Annotated in this window: 13 protein-coding genes and 1 tRNA gene; 4 read left to right on the top strand and 10 right to left on the bottom strand. The window is 71.2% G+C overall.

Annotated elements, in window-relative coordinates; all coding sequences use genetic code 11:
• Nucleotides 1-55 precede the first annotated feature (55 nt).
• From ACQEVG_RS05225 to ACQEVG_RS05210, 4 genes are all read right to left on the bottom strand, one after another.
• Nucleotides 56-1,468 carry an LAETG motif-containing sortase-dependent surface protein gene (locus ACQEVG_RS05225; protein ID WP_432977710.1) on the bottom strand — a complete coding sequence of 471 codons (1,413 nt, stop codon included), beginning with the start codon at nt 1,466-1,468 and terminating at the stop codon, nt 56-58.
• Between the two features lie 225 nt (nt 1,469-1,693).
• A complete protein-coding gene (locus tag ACQEVG_RS05220) occupies nt 1,694-2,254 on the bottom strand; it encodes a single-stranded DNA-binding protein (protein WP_432977707.1) in 561 nt (186 codons plus the stop codon).
• Between the two features lie 119 nt (nt 2,255-2,373).
• Nucleotides 2,374-4,158, bottom strand: coding sequence for a GTPase (locus ACQEVG_RS05215; RefSeq protein ID WP_432977704.1), 1,785 nt, complete (start codon nt 4,156-4,158; stop codon nt 2,374-2,376).
• Between the two features lie 5 nt (nt 4,159-4,163).
• Nucleotides 4,164-5,774 (bottom strand): dynamin family protein, encoded by a 1,611-nt coding sequence (locus ACQEVG_RS05210; RefSeq protein ID WP_432977701.1) that lies wholly within the window; start codon nt 5,772-5,774, stop codon nt 4,164-4,166.
• Between the two features lie 307 nt (nt 5,775-6,081).
• Between ACQEVG_RS05210 and ACQEVG_RS05205 the strand changes: the two genes are divergently transcribed.
• From ACQEVG_RS05205 to ACQEVG_RS05190, 4 genes are all read left to right on the top strand, one after another.
• Nucleotides 6,082-6,154, top strand: a tRNA-Arg gene (locus ACQEVG_RS05205).
• A gap of 584 nt (nt 6,155-6,738) precedes the next feature.
• Nucleotides 6,739-7,428: a hypothetical protein gene (locus tag ACQEVG_RS05200; RefSeq protein ID WP_432977698.1), complete on the top strand. Its 690-nt coding sequence runs from the start codon at nt 6,739-6,741 to the stop codon at nt 7,426-7,428.
• 151 nt (nt 7,429-7,579) lie between these two features.
• Nucleotides 7,580-7,972 (top strand): TraR/DksA family transcriptional regulator, encoded by a 393-nt coding sequence (locus tag ACQEVG_RS05195; RefSeq protein ID WP_432977695.1) that lies wholly within the window; start codon nt 7,580-7,582, stop codon nt 7,970-7,972.
• A gap of 336 nt (nt 7,973-8,308) precedes the next feature.
• Nucleotides 8,309-9,604, top strand: coding sequence for an FG-GAP repeat domain-containing protein (locus ACQEVG_RS05190; protein ID WP_432977692.1), 1,296 nt, complete (start codon nt 8,309-8,311; stop codon nt 9,602-9,604).
• 157 nt (nt 9,605-9,761) lie between these two features.
• Here ACQEVG_RS05190 and ACQEVG_RS05185 read toward each other — a convergent pair whose 3' ends face one another.
• The 6 genes from ACQEVG_RS05185 to ACQEVG_RS05160 form a co-directional block, all read right to left on the bottom strand.
• Nucleotides 9,762-10,433, bottom strand: a complete 672-nt coding sequence (locus ACQEVG_RS05185; protein WP_432977689.1) for a response regulator — start codon at nt 10,431-10,433, stop codon at nt 9,762-9,764.
• Nucleotides 10,430-11,746: a sensor histidine kinase gene (locus tag ACQEVG_RS05180; protein ID WP_432977686.1), complete on the bottom strand. Its 1,317-nt coding sequence runs from the start codon at nt 11,744-11,746 to the stop codon at nt 10,430-10,432. Before ACQEVG_RS05180 ends, ACQEVG_RS05185 begins: the two co-directional genes overlap by 4 nt.
• A complete protein-coding gene (locus tag ACQEVG_RS05175; protein WP_432977683.1) occupies nt 11,739-12,920 on the bottom strand; it encodes an acyltransferase family protein in 1,182 nt (393 codons plus the stop codon). The genes ACQEVG_RS05180 and ACQEVG_RS05175 overlap by 8 nt, the downstream gene beginning before the upstream one ends.
• Entirely contained in the window at nt 12,913-13,890 is a 978-nt protein-coding gene (locus tag ACQEVG_RS05170; protein ID WP_432977680.1) for an alpha/beta hydrolase, read from the bottom strand. The genes ACQEVG_RS05175 and ACQEVG_RS05170 overlap by 8 nt, the downstream gene beginning before the upstream one ends.
• A gap of 363 nt (nt 13,891-14,253) precedes the next feature.
• On the bottom strand, nt 14,254-15,411 hold the full coding sequence (locus ACQEVG_RS05165; RefSeq protein ID WP_432977677.1) for a lysylphosphatidylglycerol synthase transmembrane domain-containing protein: 1,158 nt from the start codon (nt 15,409-15,411) through the stop codon (nt 14,254-14,256).
• Between the two features lie 75 nt (nt 15,412-15,486).
• Nucleotides 15,487-15,957, bottom strand: a complete 471-nt coding sequence (locus ACQEVG_RS05160; RefSeq protein ID WP_432977674.1) for a DUF1772 domain-containing protein — start codon at nt 15,955-15,957, stop codon at nt 15,487-15,489.
• Nucleotides 15,958-16,038: the final 81 nt, after the last annotated feature.

Genomic DNA, 16,038 nt, shown 5'->3' with positions numbered 1-16,038 from the left:
GCGCAGGCATACCGGGGCCGTCCTGAGCGCAGCGTCACATTGCGCTCACGTGCGCTCACTCCTCGGTGGCTGCCGGCTTCTTCTTGCGCAGGAAGAAGACCGCGCCGCCGCCGATCACGACGAGCGCGACCGCTATGCCCGCGATCATCGGGGTGGCGCTGGAGCTGCCCGTCTCGGCAAGGTCGCCCTCGAGGCCGCCGGAGGTGCCGCCGGCCGACGCCGGGCTGGGCTGGGACGAGGGGATGTCCGGGCCCGCGGTGCCCTTGGTCTTGCAGTCGAGGACGCCCTTGAAGGTCTTCTTGAAGCCGTCGGGCCTTGTGATCGTGAAGTCGTACGCCTGGTCCTCGGCGACCGGGATGGTAACCGTCCGGGACGCACCGGCCGGGATCGTGTGCTTGAAGCCCGTCAGCTCGAAGGTGAACGCAGCGTCGCCCTTGTTGCCGGCGGTGATGTCCACGCCGCCCCCCGCGCAGTTCTTCTTCGCCGAGAGCGCCGGTATCGCGCCCGCCTTCGCCCAGGTGGCCGTCGCGCTCGCGGAGACTGTGGACTCGCTGGAGCCGGCCAGGATCTGGGTCTGGCTCTTGGTCACCCCGGCGAACGCCCGGCCCACCGGGACGGAGGTGGTGGCCTGCGCGGTCAGCGTGGCCGAGCCGTCCGCGGCACCGGCCGGGACGTCGAAGTACAGCTGAGCGCCGTTGACGACGGCGGTCAGGGGCCTGCCCGCCGCGTCGGTGATCTTGACTCCGCTGGCGGCCACGTCCGCGGGCGGGGTCACCGTGACCTGCCCCGCGTCGGTGCGGACCGTGACGGGGCCGAGCCTGCCGCCCGCCTTGCCGGAGACCGCGTTCCCCTCCAGGCTGAGCGAGGCCCTCGGTTCGGCTGCGTCCTTGGCCTCCTTCTCCAGCCAGTCCGCCAGCTTCTCCGCGGCCGGGTCGAGCGCATCGACGTCCGCGTCGTCCGAGTACCGCCAGATGGCCACCTGAGTGCCCGCCGCGGCGGTCCGCTCGGAGAGCGGCCCGGTGCCCGCTTCCTTGGCCAGCGCAGCCAGGTCGTCGACCTGGGGGTAGGAGTGCTGCAGGATCCAGCGGATCTTGCCCGCGTCCTTGTTGCCGCCCAGCGACGTCTGGTTCCAGGGGGTCTCCAGGTACTTGGCCTGGTCCTGGGTCGGGTTGTGGATGTCGATGCAGTACGTCTTCAGCCTGCCGCCGCCGTCGACGGTCATCTCGAACACCCCGGCGGGTATTTCGTGAGTCTTGCCCTTCGTGCGGAGCACGGCCCGGTCGAAGGTCTTCAGCCCGTCGAGAGTGGCAACTGCGCCACCCGGGTGCTGGACGTCGTCGGCGGCGGCGGCCACTCCCGCGCCGGCCATGGAGCCCATCGCGATGAGGCCCGACATCAACGCCGCGCCAGTGAGCCGACGAGCAGCGCCCCGCCTGCGTACGGCTGACGCAGAGAACACAGCAAACACAGAATTCCCCTCCGGGCGAGGCCGTATTCGCGTGTGACGCGTGGGGGGAGTGCCTCGCCAGCAGACTCAAGTGCCCCGTGAGTACGCGGAAATCCTAGAGATGCCGCGCACCCCAGTCCCCCGTCATACCGTCAGACAACCATTCCGACTCGGAATCGTTATCGCGAACTGTCCGGCCATCGCCGTTCCCACTCTTCCGACTCGACAAATCACCACAACTCCAGGTCAGCCCACGGGTGTCGGTGCCGTACGCGCCTGCTCGGAATGTCCCGCAGGGTGCTCTGAGGGACGCTCAGCGTGACGTTCCCAGGCGCTTTGCACGGTCCGTTCCCCGGCTGCCCGTTCCCCGGCTGCCCGTTCCGCGGTCCGTTCCGCGTGGGTCCGTTCAACAGGGCGTTCCGCCGGACGCGCACTCAGATTCGCTTCTGCCTTCACCACGCGGCGAAATGCCGCGGTCCCGCGCGTCAGATCGTGCCCCACCGCCACCGCGTCGATCTCGGCCGACGTTCTGCGCTGCCCGTCCCGTTCCTCCTCGCGCACCTTCAACCGCCCATGAACGAGAAGAGGTTCACCGACCGAGACCGATCCGGCGAGATTCATGGCGAGGGAGCGCCAGGCGACCACCGTGTAGAAGCTGGTGTGTCCGTCCGTCCAGCTTCCGCTCTGTCGGTCGAACCGTCGCGGCGTCACCGCGAAACGGAATCGCGCCACCCCGCCTGTCGCCGTCTCCCGGTACTCCACATTCGTGGCGACATTGCCCACCACCGTCACCATCGTGTCGTTCACGACGGCCACCTCCCCGTCCGGTTGCCTCGGCCAGTCCGTACTGACCGATCTCCATGCTGGACCGGACGGGAAGAACCCGCTGACGCCTGTGGACGACAGCGCTGCTGTGGACAACTCCGTCACCCCAGCAGCCGTACCGTCCCGCCCCCGCCAATTCCGGGCCTCGGGCCGACGCTCGCCCCCGCCTTCCCCGACACCGTCGCGTACTGCTCCCGAACTTCCCGGTAACGCATGAGCTCCCCCGCGATCGGATCGAGCACCTTCGCACGCCCGCACCCGGCCGCGGCTTCCTGCAACCGCCGCTGCGCATCCTGCCCGTACCGCCGCGCCGGCCCCCGAGCGGCCGCCGCGCACGCCCATTCCACCAGCGGCCCGCCCACGATCCCCGCGAGCATCAGCATCGCCGGAAACAGCAGCCCCGGCTCCAGTACGCCGATGATCTGGCCGACCAGCCACAGCCCGCCGTAGATCTGAAGCAGCGTCATCGACGCCTGGGCCAGTACCGCGGCCGGCCACCATGCCGGCCGCAGCGGTCGCCCGCGCGTCACCGCCGCCTCGCGCACCGCCAGCCCGTCCAGCGCCTCCGGCAGCCCCTCGGCCCCCCGCACCGCCGCCTCGCGCACCGCCTGCGCCCACGGCGCCGGCAGCCCCGCGGCCGCCTCGTCCGCGACCGTACGCACCGCCTGCTCGACCCGTTGCCGCGCGGTGAGCTCGTCCTCCACCGGCACCGCGGCCCCAGCCACGGACTTCCCCGGCAGGCCCTTGCCCTCGTACCAGCGCCACAGCCGCAGCCACGGCGTTCCGCACGCCCGGCTCGCGTGCCTGCGCCACTCGCGCTCCGCCGTCTCACCGGCCGCCTTCGCGCCGATCGCCTCCGCCAGCCGCGCCGCGAAGTCCTCGCGCGAGCGCTCACCGAGACCGGTGCGCCCGTCGGCGACGTACACAGAGCGGAGCTTCGCCGCGGCCGCGTCCACATCGGCGGACAGGCGCCGCGCGGCGGCATCACGCTCCTGTACGAACTTCCCGATCAGGTCGCGCAGTTCGTCAACGCCCTCCCCCGTGAGCGCGGAGAGCGCGAGCACGGTGGCACCCGGATCGCCGTGTTCACCAAGGGCGATTCCGTCCTCGTCGAGGAGCCGGCGCAGATCGTCGAGCACCTGGTCGGCGGCCTCGCCGGGCAGCCGGTCCACCTGGTTGAGCACCACGAAGGTGATCTCCGCATGCCCGGCGAGCGGCCGCAGATACCGCTCGTGCAGTGCGGCGTCCGCGTACTTCTCCGGGTCGACCACCCAGATCACCGCGTCCACCAGCGCCACCACCCGGTCCACCTGCTCCCGGTGCCTGACCACCGCCGAGTCGTGATCGGGCAGATCGACCATCACGAGGCCGGACAGTTCCTCGTCGCCGCCCGCCAGGGGCCTGCGCCGCAGGCGTGGCGGGATGGCGAGCCGGTCGAGCAGCCCGGCCGCGCCCTCCGACCAGGCGCAGGCGATCGGTCCTGTGGTGGTGGGCCTGCGCAGCCCGGTTTCCGAGATGGGCACCTGGGCGAGTGCGTTGAAGAGCGTGGACTTCCCGCTTCCGGTTGCGCCCGCGATGGCGACGACGGTGTGCCGCGAGGACAGCCGCTGGCGGGCGGCGGCCTCGTCGAGGACCCGGCCCGCCTCGGCGAGGGTCTTCCCGTCCAGCCGGGTCCGTGAGAGGCCGACGAGTTCGCGCAGCGCGTCGAGGCGTACCCGCAGCGGGCCGACGTACGCCCCGCCGATCGGCTCGTCCTCCTCCTTGGCCTCCGTCTCCTCCTCGTCCTCCTGCGCCGCCTTGGCGTCCGCGCCGCCTGCCCGGCGGGCGATCAGCCCGTCGTCCCAGTGGTCGCCGGTCTCGTTCTCGTCGTCAGTGATGGCGGTCACCGCCGTCACCTCTCCTTCTGCAGTACGGACAGCGCGGCGATCAGCTCGGCCTGTGGCTCGGGGGTCACTTCCAGTGCGTCGAGGGGCGCGAGACGGCGGTCGCGCTCGCTGTGCAGTACGCCGTCGATGTACGTCGCCATGAGCTCGCCGCCCTTGTCACGCAGCCGCAGCGCACCCAACGCCCCGATCCGCTCGGCGAGCCGCTCCCCCGCGCCGCTGGCCCGCCGCCCGCCGAGCAGCACGGCCGCGACCAGAGCGGCCAACGTCTCGGGGTCGGGCGCCACGGTCCGCTCCGGCCGCCGAGCCTCTTCGTCGGCGAGCTCCTCCAACTCCCGCCGCCAGCGGCGTACGGCGATCCCGATCCGCTCCGCCGCCTCCAGATCGAGCCGCCCCTGTGCGACGACCGCCCCGGCGGCCGGCTCCCGCCGCCAGGCCTCCTGCACGCGCTCGTCGGCGGCGGCGACGGCGCACTGCAGCAGCGCGGACAGGCTGCCGACCAGGGAGTCCAGCACCTCGCCCGCGGAACTGTCACGCGGAAAGCCGCGCCAACGGGTCCGGGCGTCCCCGGCGAGGACCGCGCCCGACCGAAGCTGCCTGCGAACCCGCTCGCGCTCCTTCTCGTACGACTCCTCGACCGCGGCCGTCAGCCGCAGCGCCGCGGCGTACTGCCCGGCCACGGCCGCCGCGAGCTCGGGCATCCGTGCATTGAGCGAGTCGATCACGCCCGCGGCCGTACGCCCCAGGGCCTGCTGCCTGGCCGCCGGATCCTGCACCCGGTGGGCCAGCCAGGCGAACAGCGGTGCCACGGCCGTGGTGGGCAGCAGCCCGCTGCCGCCGCCCGCAGACTCCGGCAGCTCCGGGATCGTGAACCGCGGCACCTCGCCGAGCCCGGCCTTGGTCAGCAGCGCCCCGTACTGCCGCGAGACATCCTCGACGACCTGATGCGGCACCCTGTCAAGCACCGTGACCAGGGTGGCGTCGTACTGCTTCGCAGTACGCAGCAGATGCCACGGCACGGCGTCCGCGTACCGCGAGGCCGTCGTCACCATCACCCAGACGTCGGCGGCGCAGATCAACTCGGCGGCAAGCAGCCGGTTCTCGACGACGAGCGAGTCGATATCGGGCGCGTCGAGCAGAGCAAGCCCGCGGGGCAGCGTGGCGGCGGTCTCGATCCGCAACGATCCCTCCTCCCCGGCCTCGCGCCCGCCGTCCTCCGGCGCCTGGGTCTCGTCCTGCTGCGGCAGCCACACGCGGGTGAGCTGAGGCAGCACCCGCATCCCCGCGAACCAGTGGTGATCGTCCGGATGGCACACGAGCACGGGAATCCGCGTGGTGGGCCGCAGCACCCCGGCCTCGCTGACCCGTCGGCCCACAAGGGAATTGACGAGCGTCGACTTCCCGGCCCCGGTGGACCCGCCGACAACCGCGAGCAGGGGTGCTTCGGGCTCCTTGAGCCGGGGCACGAGATAGTCGTCGAGCTGTGCGAGCAGCTCATCACGTGTCTGCCGGGCACGCGGAGCACCGGGAAGGGGGAGAGGCAGACGCACGGCGGCGACACGGTCGCGGAGGGCGGATAGTGCGTCAATCAGCTGAGGCCGTGCATCCAAGGTCACCACATGCGAAGAATGCCCAATTCTGGTGGGATTTTGAAGCGTATGGCACTCTCTGCGCGCCGGTCGAACGGACGGGACAGACGGGACGAGTGGGGCGCAGGCATAACGAGTGCACAACACCCGAGACGCGAGGCGTCAAAAGCGGTGCAGGAATCGCACCTGCCTGCGATTATCGGTTCGCTTCACCGAACCTCCACATCGTGCCACGCAGGTGAAGCATCCGGGTCAAGGCGATCGGAGCCCTATCCTTGTCCCCGGCAAGGTCACGGACCACCCATCACGGGCTCCAGGCCACCGAGGCCACGATCCGGCCCCCGTAGCTCAGTGGATAGAGCAGGCGCCTTCTAAGCGCTTGGCCGCAGGTTCGAGTCCTGCCGGGGGCGCACATTCGGCGCGATGGTTCGGCCCTCCTCCCGGGAGGGCCTTTTTGCTGGTCAAGGGCACTTTAGCGGGGCGGCCGTAGCGGACGCGTAAGCACCGGACCGCTCTCGGTGATCACGAGCGAGGTCCGGCGCGGCCCGGGCGAACGCCAGCCGCGGCGAACATCCCGTCGAATACGTGTCGAAGTCTTCGCGAGGCCTCAGCTGCCGGCGGGGCGGTCTTCGGCTCCTGGATTCGCCCGTCAAAGAAAACACCGGCGGTTACGGCCGATTCTCCACGACTGCCGAGGCCGGTGAACCGGCTGCGTCCCTGGCGTAGCGGGGCTGGGGGACCGGCCTGATAAGGACGAGGTCGCAGCTTCCAGTCCCGCGGTTGGCCCGTGGGCCCCGAACGGCCGAGAGGTCACCTGCCTCGGCGCAGCCATCGGGCATCGGCCCAGACGTAGAGCAGCGCACCGCCCGTTGGACGGACGTGCCGGCATGACGGAACTCGATCAACTTCACAGCGAAACACTCAGAGGTCCTGACAGAAGTTGATGGTGTGAGTGGCGGCCGAGGTCGGCCGCGTGTCGGTAGCCTTGACGGTCATGACCATGCCCCGGCCGCAACAGCCGCCCGGCTTGCGCGAGTCGGCTCCGCCACCGCGCCGGAACCGGGTACGGCGACGGCGGTGGGCAAGGCGCAAGGTACTCGCGATCGTCGCCGCAGGCGTCGTCCTGCTCAGCGGTCTCGTGTTCGCGGTGATCAGGATCGGTCCGAGCAACGGGTTTCCGCGCTCCGAGTACCGGCTCACCGAGCCGAGGACCCTGGTGAACGGCGAATACCAGCGGGTGGACGGCCTGGGCTGGATGGTGGATGAGGGATTCCGCCTGTCCCCCGACAGCAACTTCCGCGATCCGCACGGCGCAGGCGGCCAGTACACCGCCACCGACGGCAAATCCCTTACCGTCACCGGTGGTTGGGGACAGATCCGTGACCCGGACAAGGCGCGCGGCAGCATGCTGCGTGGCCCCGCCACGGCCGACGGCACGACGATCGCGGTCCCGGCCGAGGACATGACCCCGGCAGGTGCCCCGGTGAAGATCATCTGCCAGGTGCTCGTCACCACCGATGGCGACACCAGGGCGCCGAGTCCTATGTGCGTGTGGGCCGATGGCAACACCAAGGTGTCCGTCGAGCTGACGCTCCCCGGCTTGCACAAGCCCGAGGCGATCGACTTGGCCGAACTGGCGCAGCTCACACTCGACATCCGCGCCGAGATACGGCGGCCGATGTGACCTGACGCTTTCTTGGGAGCATGGGATCACCCCCACTCACATGGACTGCAGATGTGCGCCGCTTCCCAATCCGGCAAGGGCCGGCACAGGGTTTTCGGCACCCAAGGCGCGGGGTGCGCGGAATGCCGACCCGAGTGCTCAGGTTGTCGCAATGGTGAGCGATTCGTCCTCTGATGCCGATTTCCCCCCGATCGAGCGTGAGTCCGTCCGCGAGCGGCTGGCGGCCGAGCGGGCCGGCACGAATGCGCAGATCGCGGCATTGAGGCGTGAATTCGACGGGATCGTCGAAGCGAATGCGCTGGTGGCGATCGACGACGAGCACGACCCGGAGGGGTCGAGTACTGCCTTCGAGCGGGCCCATGTCGCCTCGTTGCTGGCACAGGCGCGCGAGCACCTGGCCGATCTGGATCGGGCGCTGGAACGGCTGGAGCGAGGCGACTACGGGCGGTGTGAGGGGTGCGGCGAGCCGATCCCGGCGGAACGTCTGGAGGTACGCCCGGCGGCGAGCACGTGCGTGCGCTGTGCCGCGGCACGCCCCCGCTGACCGGAGTGTCCCAATAGCGCACGCTCGGCATAACGCACGCTCGGCGCATGGCAGCCGTCCTGCCGGGGCGCACATTCGGTGCGACGGTTCGGCCCTCCTCATGGGAGGGCCTTTAGCTGATCAGGGGCACTCCAGCGAGTCGCGGGCAGCGGGCGCGTCTTCGCACCTCGATGTGCCGGACATGCGCCAGGAGGCAAGTGCAGCCAGGGCTGCTCCAGGCAGGCTGTCCGGGTATCACGGCCTTGATTCGTACAACCATGTGATCAAACAGCAGGTCTCTTCTGTGCAAGGGCCCGGCGGTCCGCCGCCGGGCCGGGGGAAGAGCAGAGGAGACGTATGCGTACGCAGCGACACTCCAGGCGCGTCCGGCGGCGGTTCGCCGTCGTGGCGGCGACTGCAGCGGCGCTCCTGGCGGGCGGTGGGGTCGCGCACGCCGCACCGGCGGTCGACCCGGGGCCGCCCACCATCACGCTCGACACACCGGACGTCGCCGCCGGCGGCTCGGTCACGCACACCGTGAAGGTGAACGTGCCGGTGAAGGGCCGGTTCACGCTGTTCATGGAGCCGGCCGAGGGCTACCGCTTCTGGGACGTCTACACGGAGGCCGCCGACCTCCGTAGAGGCACGCTCGACGGCGGCTCGAACGCCTCGTGCCGCGAGGAGCCGTACCCGAACGGGGAACGCCTGGCGGTCTGCGACGTCGGGGCGGGCGAGAGCACTCTCACCTACTCCCTGGCCGCCGCTCCGGACATCGAGGCGTGGAAGGTCGAAGCGCACGCCTCGTTCCAGGCGACGGGCAGCACCGAGAAGACAAAGGCGATGAGCGTCTTCTCGGTGCTCAGCGACAATCCGGTGGAGATGTCGTACCGCGTCTTCGGCCGGGACACGGCGGGCCGGCTCTACTCGCACCAGACCTTCCCGGTGGAATTCCCGCCGCTTCTCAAGAGCTGGCGCCTGGACCACGGCTCGGGCTGGAACGGCTTCGACGCGCTGACCAAGCTGTCCCCGATCGGCACGGACAACCGGGGCGGGGGCGTCGTCGCCCGGGAGCCTTCCGGCATCCTGTGGTACTACCCGACGTCGGGCAAGAAGTGGACCTCCGCCGTGTTCAAGCCCCGCGTGCGCGTGGGCACCGGCTGGAGCGTCTACAGCTCCGTGCGCGGCGCCGGCGACGTCACCCGTGACGGTCACGCGGACCTCATCGCCCGGGACAGGGCCGGGGTGTTGTGGCTCTACCGGGGCACGGGCATCGAGTCGAAGCCGTTCGCGGCGCGCACCAGGGTCGGCTCGGGCTGGACCATCTACAACGCCCTGACCGGCGGCATCGACGTCACCAAGGACGGCATCGCGGACCTGTTCGCCCGCGACACGTCCGGCGTGCTGTGGCTCTACCGGGGCACCGGCGACGCGGCGAAGCCGTACGCCCCCCGCATCAAGGTGGCCACCGGGTGGAACGCGTACACCGCGATCATCGCGCCGGGCGACGGCACGGACGTCGGCAAGGGGGCGCTCCTCGTGCGCGACAAGGCCGGCGCGCTGTGGTGGTTCCGGGGCACGGGCGTCGCGACGAGCCCGTTGGCGCAGCGGTCGTACGGCGCGGCGGACTCGTACCCGTACACCGCCTGGATGTAGTCCACTTACTGGTCTTCCAACCACGCAGCAACGGCCTGCCCCGACACGGTCCGGGCAGGCCGTTGGCATGCACGGGGCCCGTTGAACCGTCACGGCCACCTGGGAAGCAGCAGTCGGCCGGACATCGCCGGCTGACCACCCGCGGACACCAGGGGGCTCAGTATCCGGCCGGGCGCACCAGTCCCGCTTCGTACGCGTAGACCGCCGCCTGGGTACGGTCGCGCAGGCCCAGCTTGACCAGGATGCGGCTCACATGGGACTTCACGGTCTGTTCCGCGACCACCAGCCGCCCGGCGATCTCCGCGTTCGACAGGCCCTGCGCGATCAGGGACAAAACCTCGGTCTCGCGTTCCGTCAGATCGCCCAGGCGCTCCTTGAGCGGAGCACGGGGAGCGCCGGTCGTCCGGGAGAACTCGGTGATCAGACGCTTGGTGATGTTCGGGGAAAGGAGGGCGTCACCGGCCGCCACCACCCGGACCGCCTGGGCGAGTTCGTCGGCCGAGGCGTCCTTCAGAAGGAACCCGGACGCACCCGCGCGCAGCGCCTCGTACACATACTCGTCGAGGTCGAAGGTGGTCAGTACGAGCACCTTGGCGGCGGACCCGCCGGGCCCGGTGATGCGGCGGGTCGCCTCGATGCCGCCGAGTTCGGGCATCCGGATGTCCATGAGGACGACGTCGGGGGCGAGTTCGGCGACTTTGGCGACGGCGTCGAGGCCGTCCACGGCCTGGCCGGCCACCTCGATGCCGGGTTCGGCGTTGAGCAGCACCGTGAAGCCCTGGCGGACCATGATCTGGTCGTCGGCGATCAGGACACGGATGGTCGTCATGGGGTTCCCCCGGCAGCTTGGGCGGTTGGCTCGGGGGCGTCGGCGGGGAGGATCGCGGTCACTTCGTAACCGCCGTCCGGCGTGCGCCCGTTGGCCAGTTCGCCGCCCAGCATGGCAGCGCGTTCCCGCATGCCGAGGAGACCGTGTCCGGCGCCCTGCGAGGGCGGGCCGGGCCGGGCCGGCGCGGCGTTCGTGACCCGGACCGTGACCCCGGACGGCTGATGTCCGATGGCCACCCGCACCTGAGCGCCGGGCGAGTGCCGCATCACGTTGCTGAGCGCCTCCTGCACGATGCGGAACGCCGACAGCTCCACACCGGGCGACAGCGGGCGCGGCTCTCCCGTGATCTCGGTGGTGACCGTGAGACCGGCACCTCGTACGTTGTCGACCAGTTCGGCCAGCCGGTCGAGGGTGGGCTGCGGTGCGTGCCGTACGCCCTCGGCCGAGGGGTCCTCCGACCGGAGCACGCCAAGGACCCGGCGCAGCTCGGTCAGCGCCTCGACGGCGTTCTGGCGGATGCCCGCGAGGTTCTCCTTCAGCTGCTCGGGAGGGTTCTCCACCAGGTGCGGGGCGACCTGCGCCTGGATGGAGATCACCGACATGTGGTGGGCGACCACATCGTGCAGCTCGCGGGCGATCCGGCCGCGCTCCTCGAGGAGGGTGCGCCGGGCCCGCTCCTCGGCGGTGAGCACTTCCTGTTCGACCAGTCGCGTCCGGGCCACTCGGCTGACGCGCAGTGAGGCGCCGACCACCACGGCGGTCGCGAAGGCCAGGGTGCCCCGCGTGAGGACCTGGTTGTGGGCATGGGCTGCGAGAACCATGTTGATCAGGCCCGAAAGGAAGGTGATCCCCAGTGCCTCGAAGGCGATCCGGGGGCGGACCCGTAGCGCGAGGAGGAGCAGCACGAGGGTGTGCAGGGCGATCGCCCCGATGCTCCAGGGCCACACCATGTCGTGGCCGACTCGGTCCTCCGCGACCTGCGCGGTCACGAAGAGCACGATCGTCGACAGCCACCAGGCGGGCACCGGGCGGGACAACGCGAGGGGGACGGACGCCGCCTGGAGCACGACGAGCAGCCACATGGACTTCGGGGCCGACGCGTACACCTGCTCGTACTCGGACATCATGAGCATGCCCATGAGCACCGCGAACAGCACCGCATGGCCATGCGGCAGCCGGCCCAGCCAGCGCTGGCGCGGCAGCGGGTCGTGCGCCAGCGTCCCCAGGTCCGCGCGCAGGACGCGCGGCACCGAGCGCACCGCGGCGGCCAACCGCTCTGTGTCCCCCGTCTTCACGTGGTCAACCCTAGGCATTCCGCACCTCCGTCGTCCGTGCGGGCCGCCGTTCGCGCACCACCGTGGTGCGACCTCGCTTCCCTTGTTCGTACGTGTGTTCGTACGTGTGGAACGCCGCCCAGCACACCATCAGCGCCACGGCGAACACCGGCAGCCAGGCCAGCCGGGCGAACACCCAGCCGGATCCTGCGGGAACGGTGTGCAGTCCGGGCAGGGCCGTGTCCGCGAGCAGGCCGACGGCGGTGACCGCGATCATCGCGGTCTGGTGCCAGAGGAAGACGGTCATCGCGGAGAGGTTCACCAGCGCCACCCCCGCCCATGCGGCAGGGCGCCGCAGCACCCGCCGCAGCGGACCGAGCAGCAGCAGGGCCGCCCCGCACTGGGCGAGGCCGAACGTGACGGCGGCCAGGGTGGGCGGGTTGAGGTTGGAGATCCCGGTGCCGGGCACCCCGACCATGGACGCGGGGTAGCCGGCCCAGAGGACGAGTGCGCTGGTGGTGGCGGCGCCGACGAGCAGCAGCGTCCAGCCGGATGTACGGATCCGCAGGGCGCCCCGGGCCCAGGCCGCGCCCAGGCAGTACGGGACGAGCCAGCCGGCCGCCACATTGATCCAGCCGAGCCATTCGTACCGAGAGGTGCCGTCCAGGCCGAACCGGATCAGATCGACATGGAGCACCACGGCGAGCGGCCACAGCGGGTGCAGCCTTGCCACCAGCGGGGTCGCCGCCGTCAGCGCCGCGAAGACCAGCAGGAACCAGAGCGGGGACAGCACCAGCTTGACCAGTGCGTATACGGTCTCGAACCCCGCCCCGGACGCGAGCATCGCGCCCGCCGCCACGGTCCACACGACCAGCACGGCGGCCACCGGCCGGAACAGCCGCCCCGTCCGGGCGCCCAGCCAACGGCTGTACGTCTGGCCACGGGCGCGGGCGGACGCGTAACTCTTCGCGCCCACCTGCCCGCCCACCAGGAAGAAGACCACCAGCGTCTGGAACACGCAGGAGATCGGGGCCAGTTGGGGCCGGTACTGGAGCGGGCTGGCCGGATGCACCGTGCCGCTGTCGGCGACCAGGGCGGTCACCAGCCAGTGGCCGAGCACCACGCCGAGGATGGCGAGGGCGCGCAGGGCATCGACAGCGCGGTCGCGGTCGGGCGGGGTGGCGGAGTCGATCCAACGGGCGAGCTCACGCACGGGGAGCCTCCGGGGTCTGTCCGTTCACGATCCGGGCGATGTTCTCCAGCGATACGGATCCGGGCCTGAGGTAGTCGCTGTGGCCGCCGTCACCGGCGTCGAAGATGCGGGCGCCGAACTTCTTCGACACCGGGTCGGCCCCCAGGCCGACGGTGACGAACGGCAGCTGGAGCGTGGTGTGGGGTACGTCGGCGATCCAGTCGTTGCCACCCCGGCCCGCCCAGACGGTGGCTCGGGTGTGCAGCGCGGCGACATCGTCGGCGCCGGTGCCGGGGCTGCCGTACAGGACGATGTCGGCGACCCGCAGGCCCGAGGCGGCCAGGGCGCAGACCACCGAGCCATAGGAGTGGCAGAGCACCGTAGTCCGGGCGGCGGGCCGTGCTGCACTCAACTCACCTACGAAAGTGTCGAGTTGAGGGGCCGCGCCATCGGCCCGCCCCGGCGTCAGCACCTCGGGGCTCACCGTGCCCGGCGTCTCGTAGCCGAGCCAGGCGACGACGGCGGCCCTGCCGCCCAGCTCCTGCTGGAGTGCCACCGCGCCGGCCCGGAAACGTTCGTATCTGTCGAGGCTGGTGTCCGAGCCCGGGACCAGCACGGCGATCCGCTCCGCCCGGGAGAGGTCGCCGAAGACCTCGGCCGTGCGGCCGCCGTCGCGGCCGTCGAAGGAGAGGAAGTGGCGCACCGGGTCCGCCATGGTGCGCAGCACGGCGGCCCGCCTCCGGTCGCCGTCGTCGGCGGCCATCCGCTCGGCGGCTCGGATGTCGTCGCGGGTGGCGGCGTACCGCTCGTCGAGGGCGGCGGGGGTCGCGGCTCGCAGCGGGGCGAGGACAGCCGGGGCGGGCGCCGGGACGGCCGCGGGACGGGCCGCACCCGCAACCGGCACCGCCACCGATGCGGTGACGAGCGCGGCGAGCAGGGCGCGGCGCAGACGGCTGCTGCGCGTGCTGCTGCTGCGCGGGCGGGACGCCATGGAGGTTGGTCCTTCCGTACCGGATGTATGTCGTGCTTCCGGTACCGAAGTTATGGATCACGCCTGGTAGTCGGCGTCCCGCCGGGGAGCGCACCTTCTGCCTGGCTCTGAAGTACTACGGGTAGGAGCGCGTCAGCACGGCGAGTTGCGCGTCCGCTGATGGATACGCGGATGCCCGTGATGCACGCGTCGCCGATGCGACCGCGCCGGAGAGTGCCGAACGCGCCGAGGCCGCCGTCCTCCGCACGGAGCCGGATCCGGCGCGACGGCCCCGTATCCACGTGGGATGAGGGGACTCGGGTCAGGCTTCCCGCAACGGCCGGACCCGCAACGGCCCGTGGGTGCTGGGCAGGAGCGCGCCGCTCACAGGACGCGCCATCGCACCAGCGCGGCCAGCACCGCCACACCGGGCAGCAGCGGCAGCCACACCGTGAGGAAGCGGAAGCCGAGGACCGTGGCGGTGGCGACGACGAGCGGCGCGCCCACCGTGACGAGCGCGACGGCGAGGGCGGGCTCGACCGAGCCGATGCCGCCCGGGGCCGGGATGAACCCGGCCGCGATGCTCGCCGCCAGGTAGGCGATCACGATGTACGGCCACCAGACCGGCAGCCCGAGCGCGAGTGCGACACAGACCAGCACGCCGGCCTGAAGGAGCGGGAAGGCCAGCGCGCCGCCCCAGAGGGCCAGTGCCCGGGCGGGCCGTTTGTGCAGGGCGCGCGCGTCGGTCAGGGCGGTGCGCAGGAAGCCGAAGACGATGCGGCGCAGCCGCTGCACGGCGAGCACCACGGTCGCCACCGCGGCGATCACGACGGCAGCGACGAGGAGGGCAGTGAGGACCGCCGGCACGGTGCGCCCGGGCGGCACGAGTTCGTCGAGCCGCAGTGCGTCGGGGTACGCCACCAGCAGAGTCACCAGCAGGCCGGTCCTGGCGACCGCCTCGACCAGCGTGTAGAGGGCGAGCGAAGCCGTCGACCGGTCCAGCGGGATGCCGCAGCCGCGCAGGAAGCGCAGCGTGACCACATGCGCCCCGAGTCCTGCGGGAAGCAGGTGGTTGGCGGCTCCGGCGGCGAACTGCGAGGCCAGCAGCCGCCCGGCGGGCAGCCGTTCCACAACCGTCCCCTGGCGTACGCAGGAAGCCGCCACCCAGCACAGCCCGGTGCAGGCGGTCCCCACGAGCAGCCAGCCGAGGTCGGCTCCGGCCAGGCGGCCGACGCCGGAGGCAACGAGCGGCCAGTTGCCGGCCGCCCAGAAGGCAACCAGCACGAACGGTACGAAGCAGATGATCCTGCGGACGGGCAGCCGCCGCACGCGGTCCAGGGTCCGCACGCGGTCCGGCGGCCGCTGTTGCTGCTCCTGGTGCTGGTGCTGGTGCTCGTGCTGTTGCTGGTGCTCGTGCTGTTGTTGGTTCTGTTGCTGTTGCACGGTGAGGGTCTCGGGCATGGCCACGCTCGCGATCGCGGTGGGGTCGGGGGCGGTGGAGGCGGGGGGCTGCCCCCGGAACCTGCCCCTCTTCCACGACATTCCGGTGTCGTGTGCCCAACATCCGGTGGATACGTCGATGGCCGGATCAAGTCGCGGCCGCGCCCGGCACGGCCGCTAGAACGCTGCGGCGATCAGCAGCCCGAACGACGCGAGCATGAACAGGGTCCGGATCAGGTGCAAGCCGTTCCACCGCGACTCGAAGGCCGCGCGAACCGTACTGTCGGGGCCGGCCGAGGAGTCGCTCTCCGCCTTGGCGAGGGCGGTGTTCAGCGGGATGTTGCCGGCGATGGTGACGAGGTGGTTGAGCACCGCACACACCAGACCCGCGACGATCAGCCACCGCTGGGTGTCCGTGCGCCCGTCGATCGGTACGGCGAGGGCCGCGGCCGGGAACGCCAGGATGGCGAAGAAGATCAGCAGAAAGGTGGGGCGCGGCACAACTTCGTTGATGCGGCGCATGGCCGGGAGGAACTGATCATCCGTCAGCTGGGCGAGCGAGGGCATGACCGCGATCCGGAAGGTGAGCAGGAAGCCAGCGTAGAGACCGGTGAATCCGATGGCGAGGGCGAGGAGGAGGGTGGCCATGCCGCACATCATGACGCGGAGACAGGGCCACCGCAGCAACCTTGCTGTGGCACGAGAGCAGCAGGCCGCGCCAAACACAGA

Source organism: Streptomyces sp. CA-135486, from assembly GCF_050936555.1.
Taxonomy (GTDB): Bacteria; Actinomycetota; Actinomycetes; order Streptomycetales; family Streptomycetaceae; genus Streptomyces.
The sequence above is the reverse complement of the archived record's forward strand: the minus strand, read 5'-3'. Positions and strand labels throughout refer to the sequence as shown.

What these genes read in the sequence shown, in the direction of transcription:
- ACQEVG_RS05170 (WP_432977680.1), bottom strand. Translation starts at nt 13,890, where the DNA reads ATGGCGTCCCGCCCGCGCAGCAGCAGCACGCGCAGCAGCCGTCTGCGC.
- ACQEVG_RS05200 (WP_432977698.1), top strand. Translation starts at nt 6,739, where the DNA reads ATGACCATGCCCCGGCCGCAACAGCCGCCCGGCTTGCGCGAGTCGGCT.
- ACQEVG_RS05195 (WP_432977695.1), top strand. Translation starts at nt 7,580, where the DNA reads ATGGTGAGCGATTCGTCCTCTGATGCCGATTTCCCCCCGATCGAGCGT.
- ACQEVG_RS05180 (WP_432977686.1), bottom strand. Translation starts at nt 11,746, where the DNA reads ATGCCTAGGGTTGACCACGTGAAGACGGGGGACACAGAGCGGTTGGCC.
- ACQEVG_RS05190 (WP_432977692.1), top strand. Translation starts at nt 8,309, where the DNA reads ATGCGTACGCAGCGACACTCCAGGCGCGTCCGGCGGCGGTTCGCCGTC.
- ACQEVG_RS05165 (WP_432977677.1), bottom strand. Translation starts at nt 15,411, where the DNA reads ATGTCGTGGAAGAGGGGCAGGTTCCGGGGGCAGCCCCCCGCCTCCACC.
- ACQEVG_RS05185 (WP_432977689.1), bottom strand. Translation starts at nt 10,433, where the DNA reads ATGACGACCATCCGTGTCCTGATCGCCGACGACCAGATCATGGTCCGC.
- ACQEVG_RS05160 (WP_432977674.1), bottom strand. Translation starts at nt 15,957, where the DNA reads ATGGCCACCCTCCTCCTCGCCCTCGCCATCGGATTCACCGGTCTCTAC.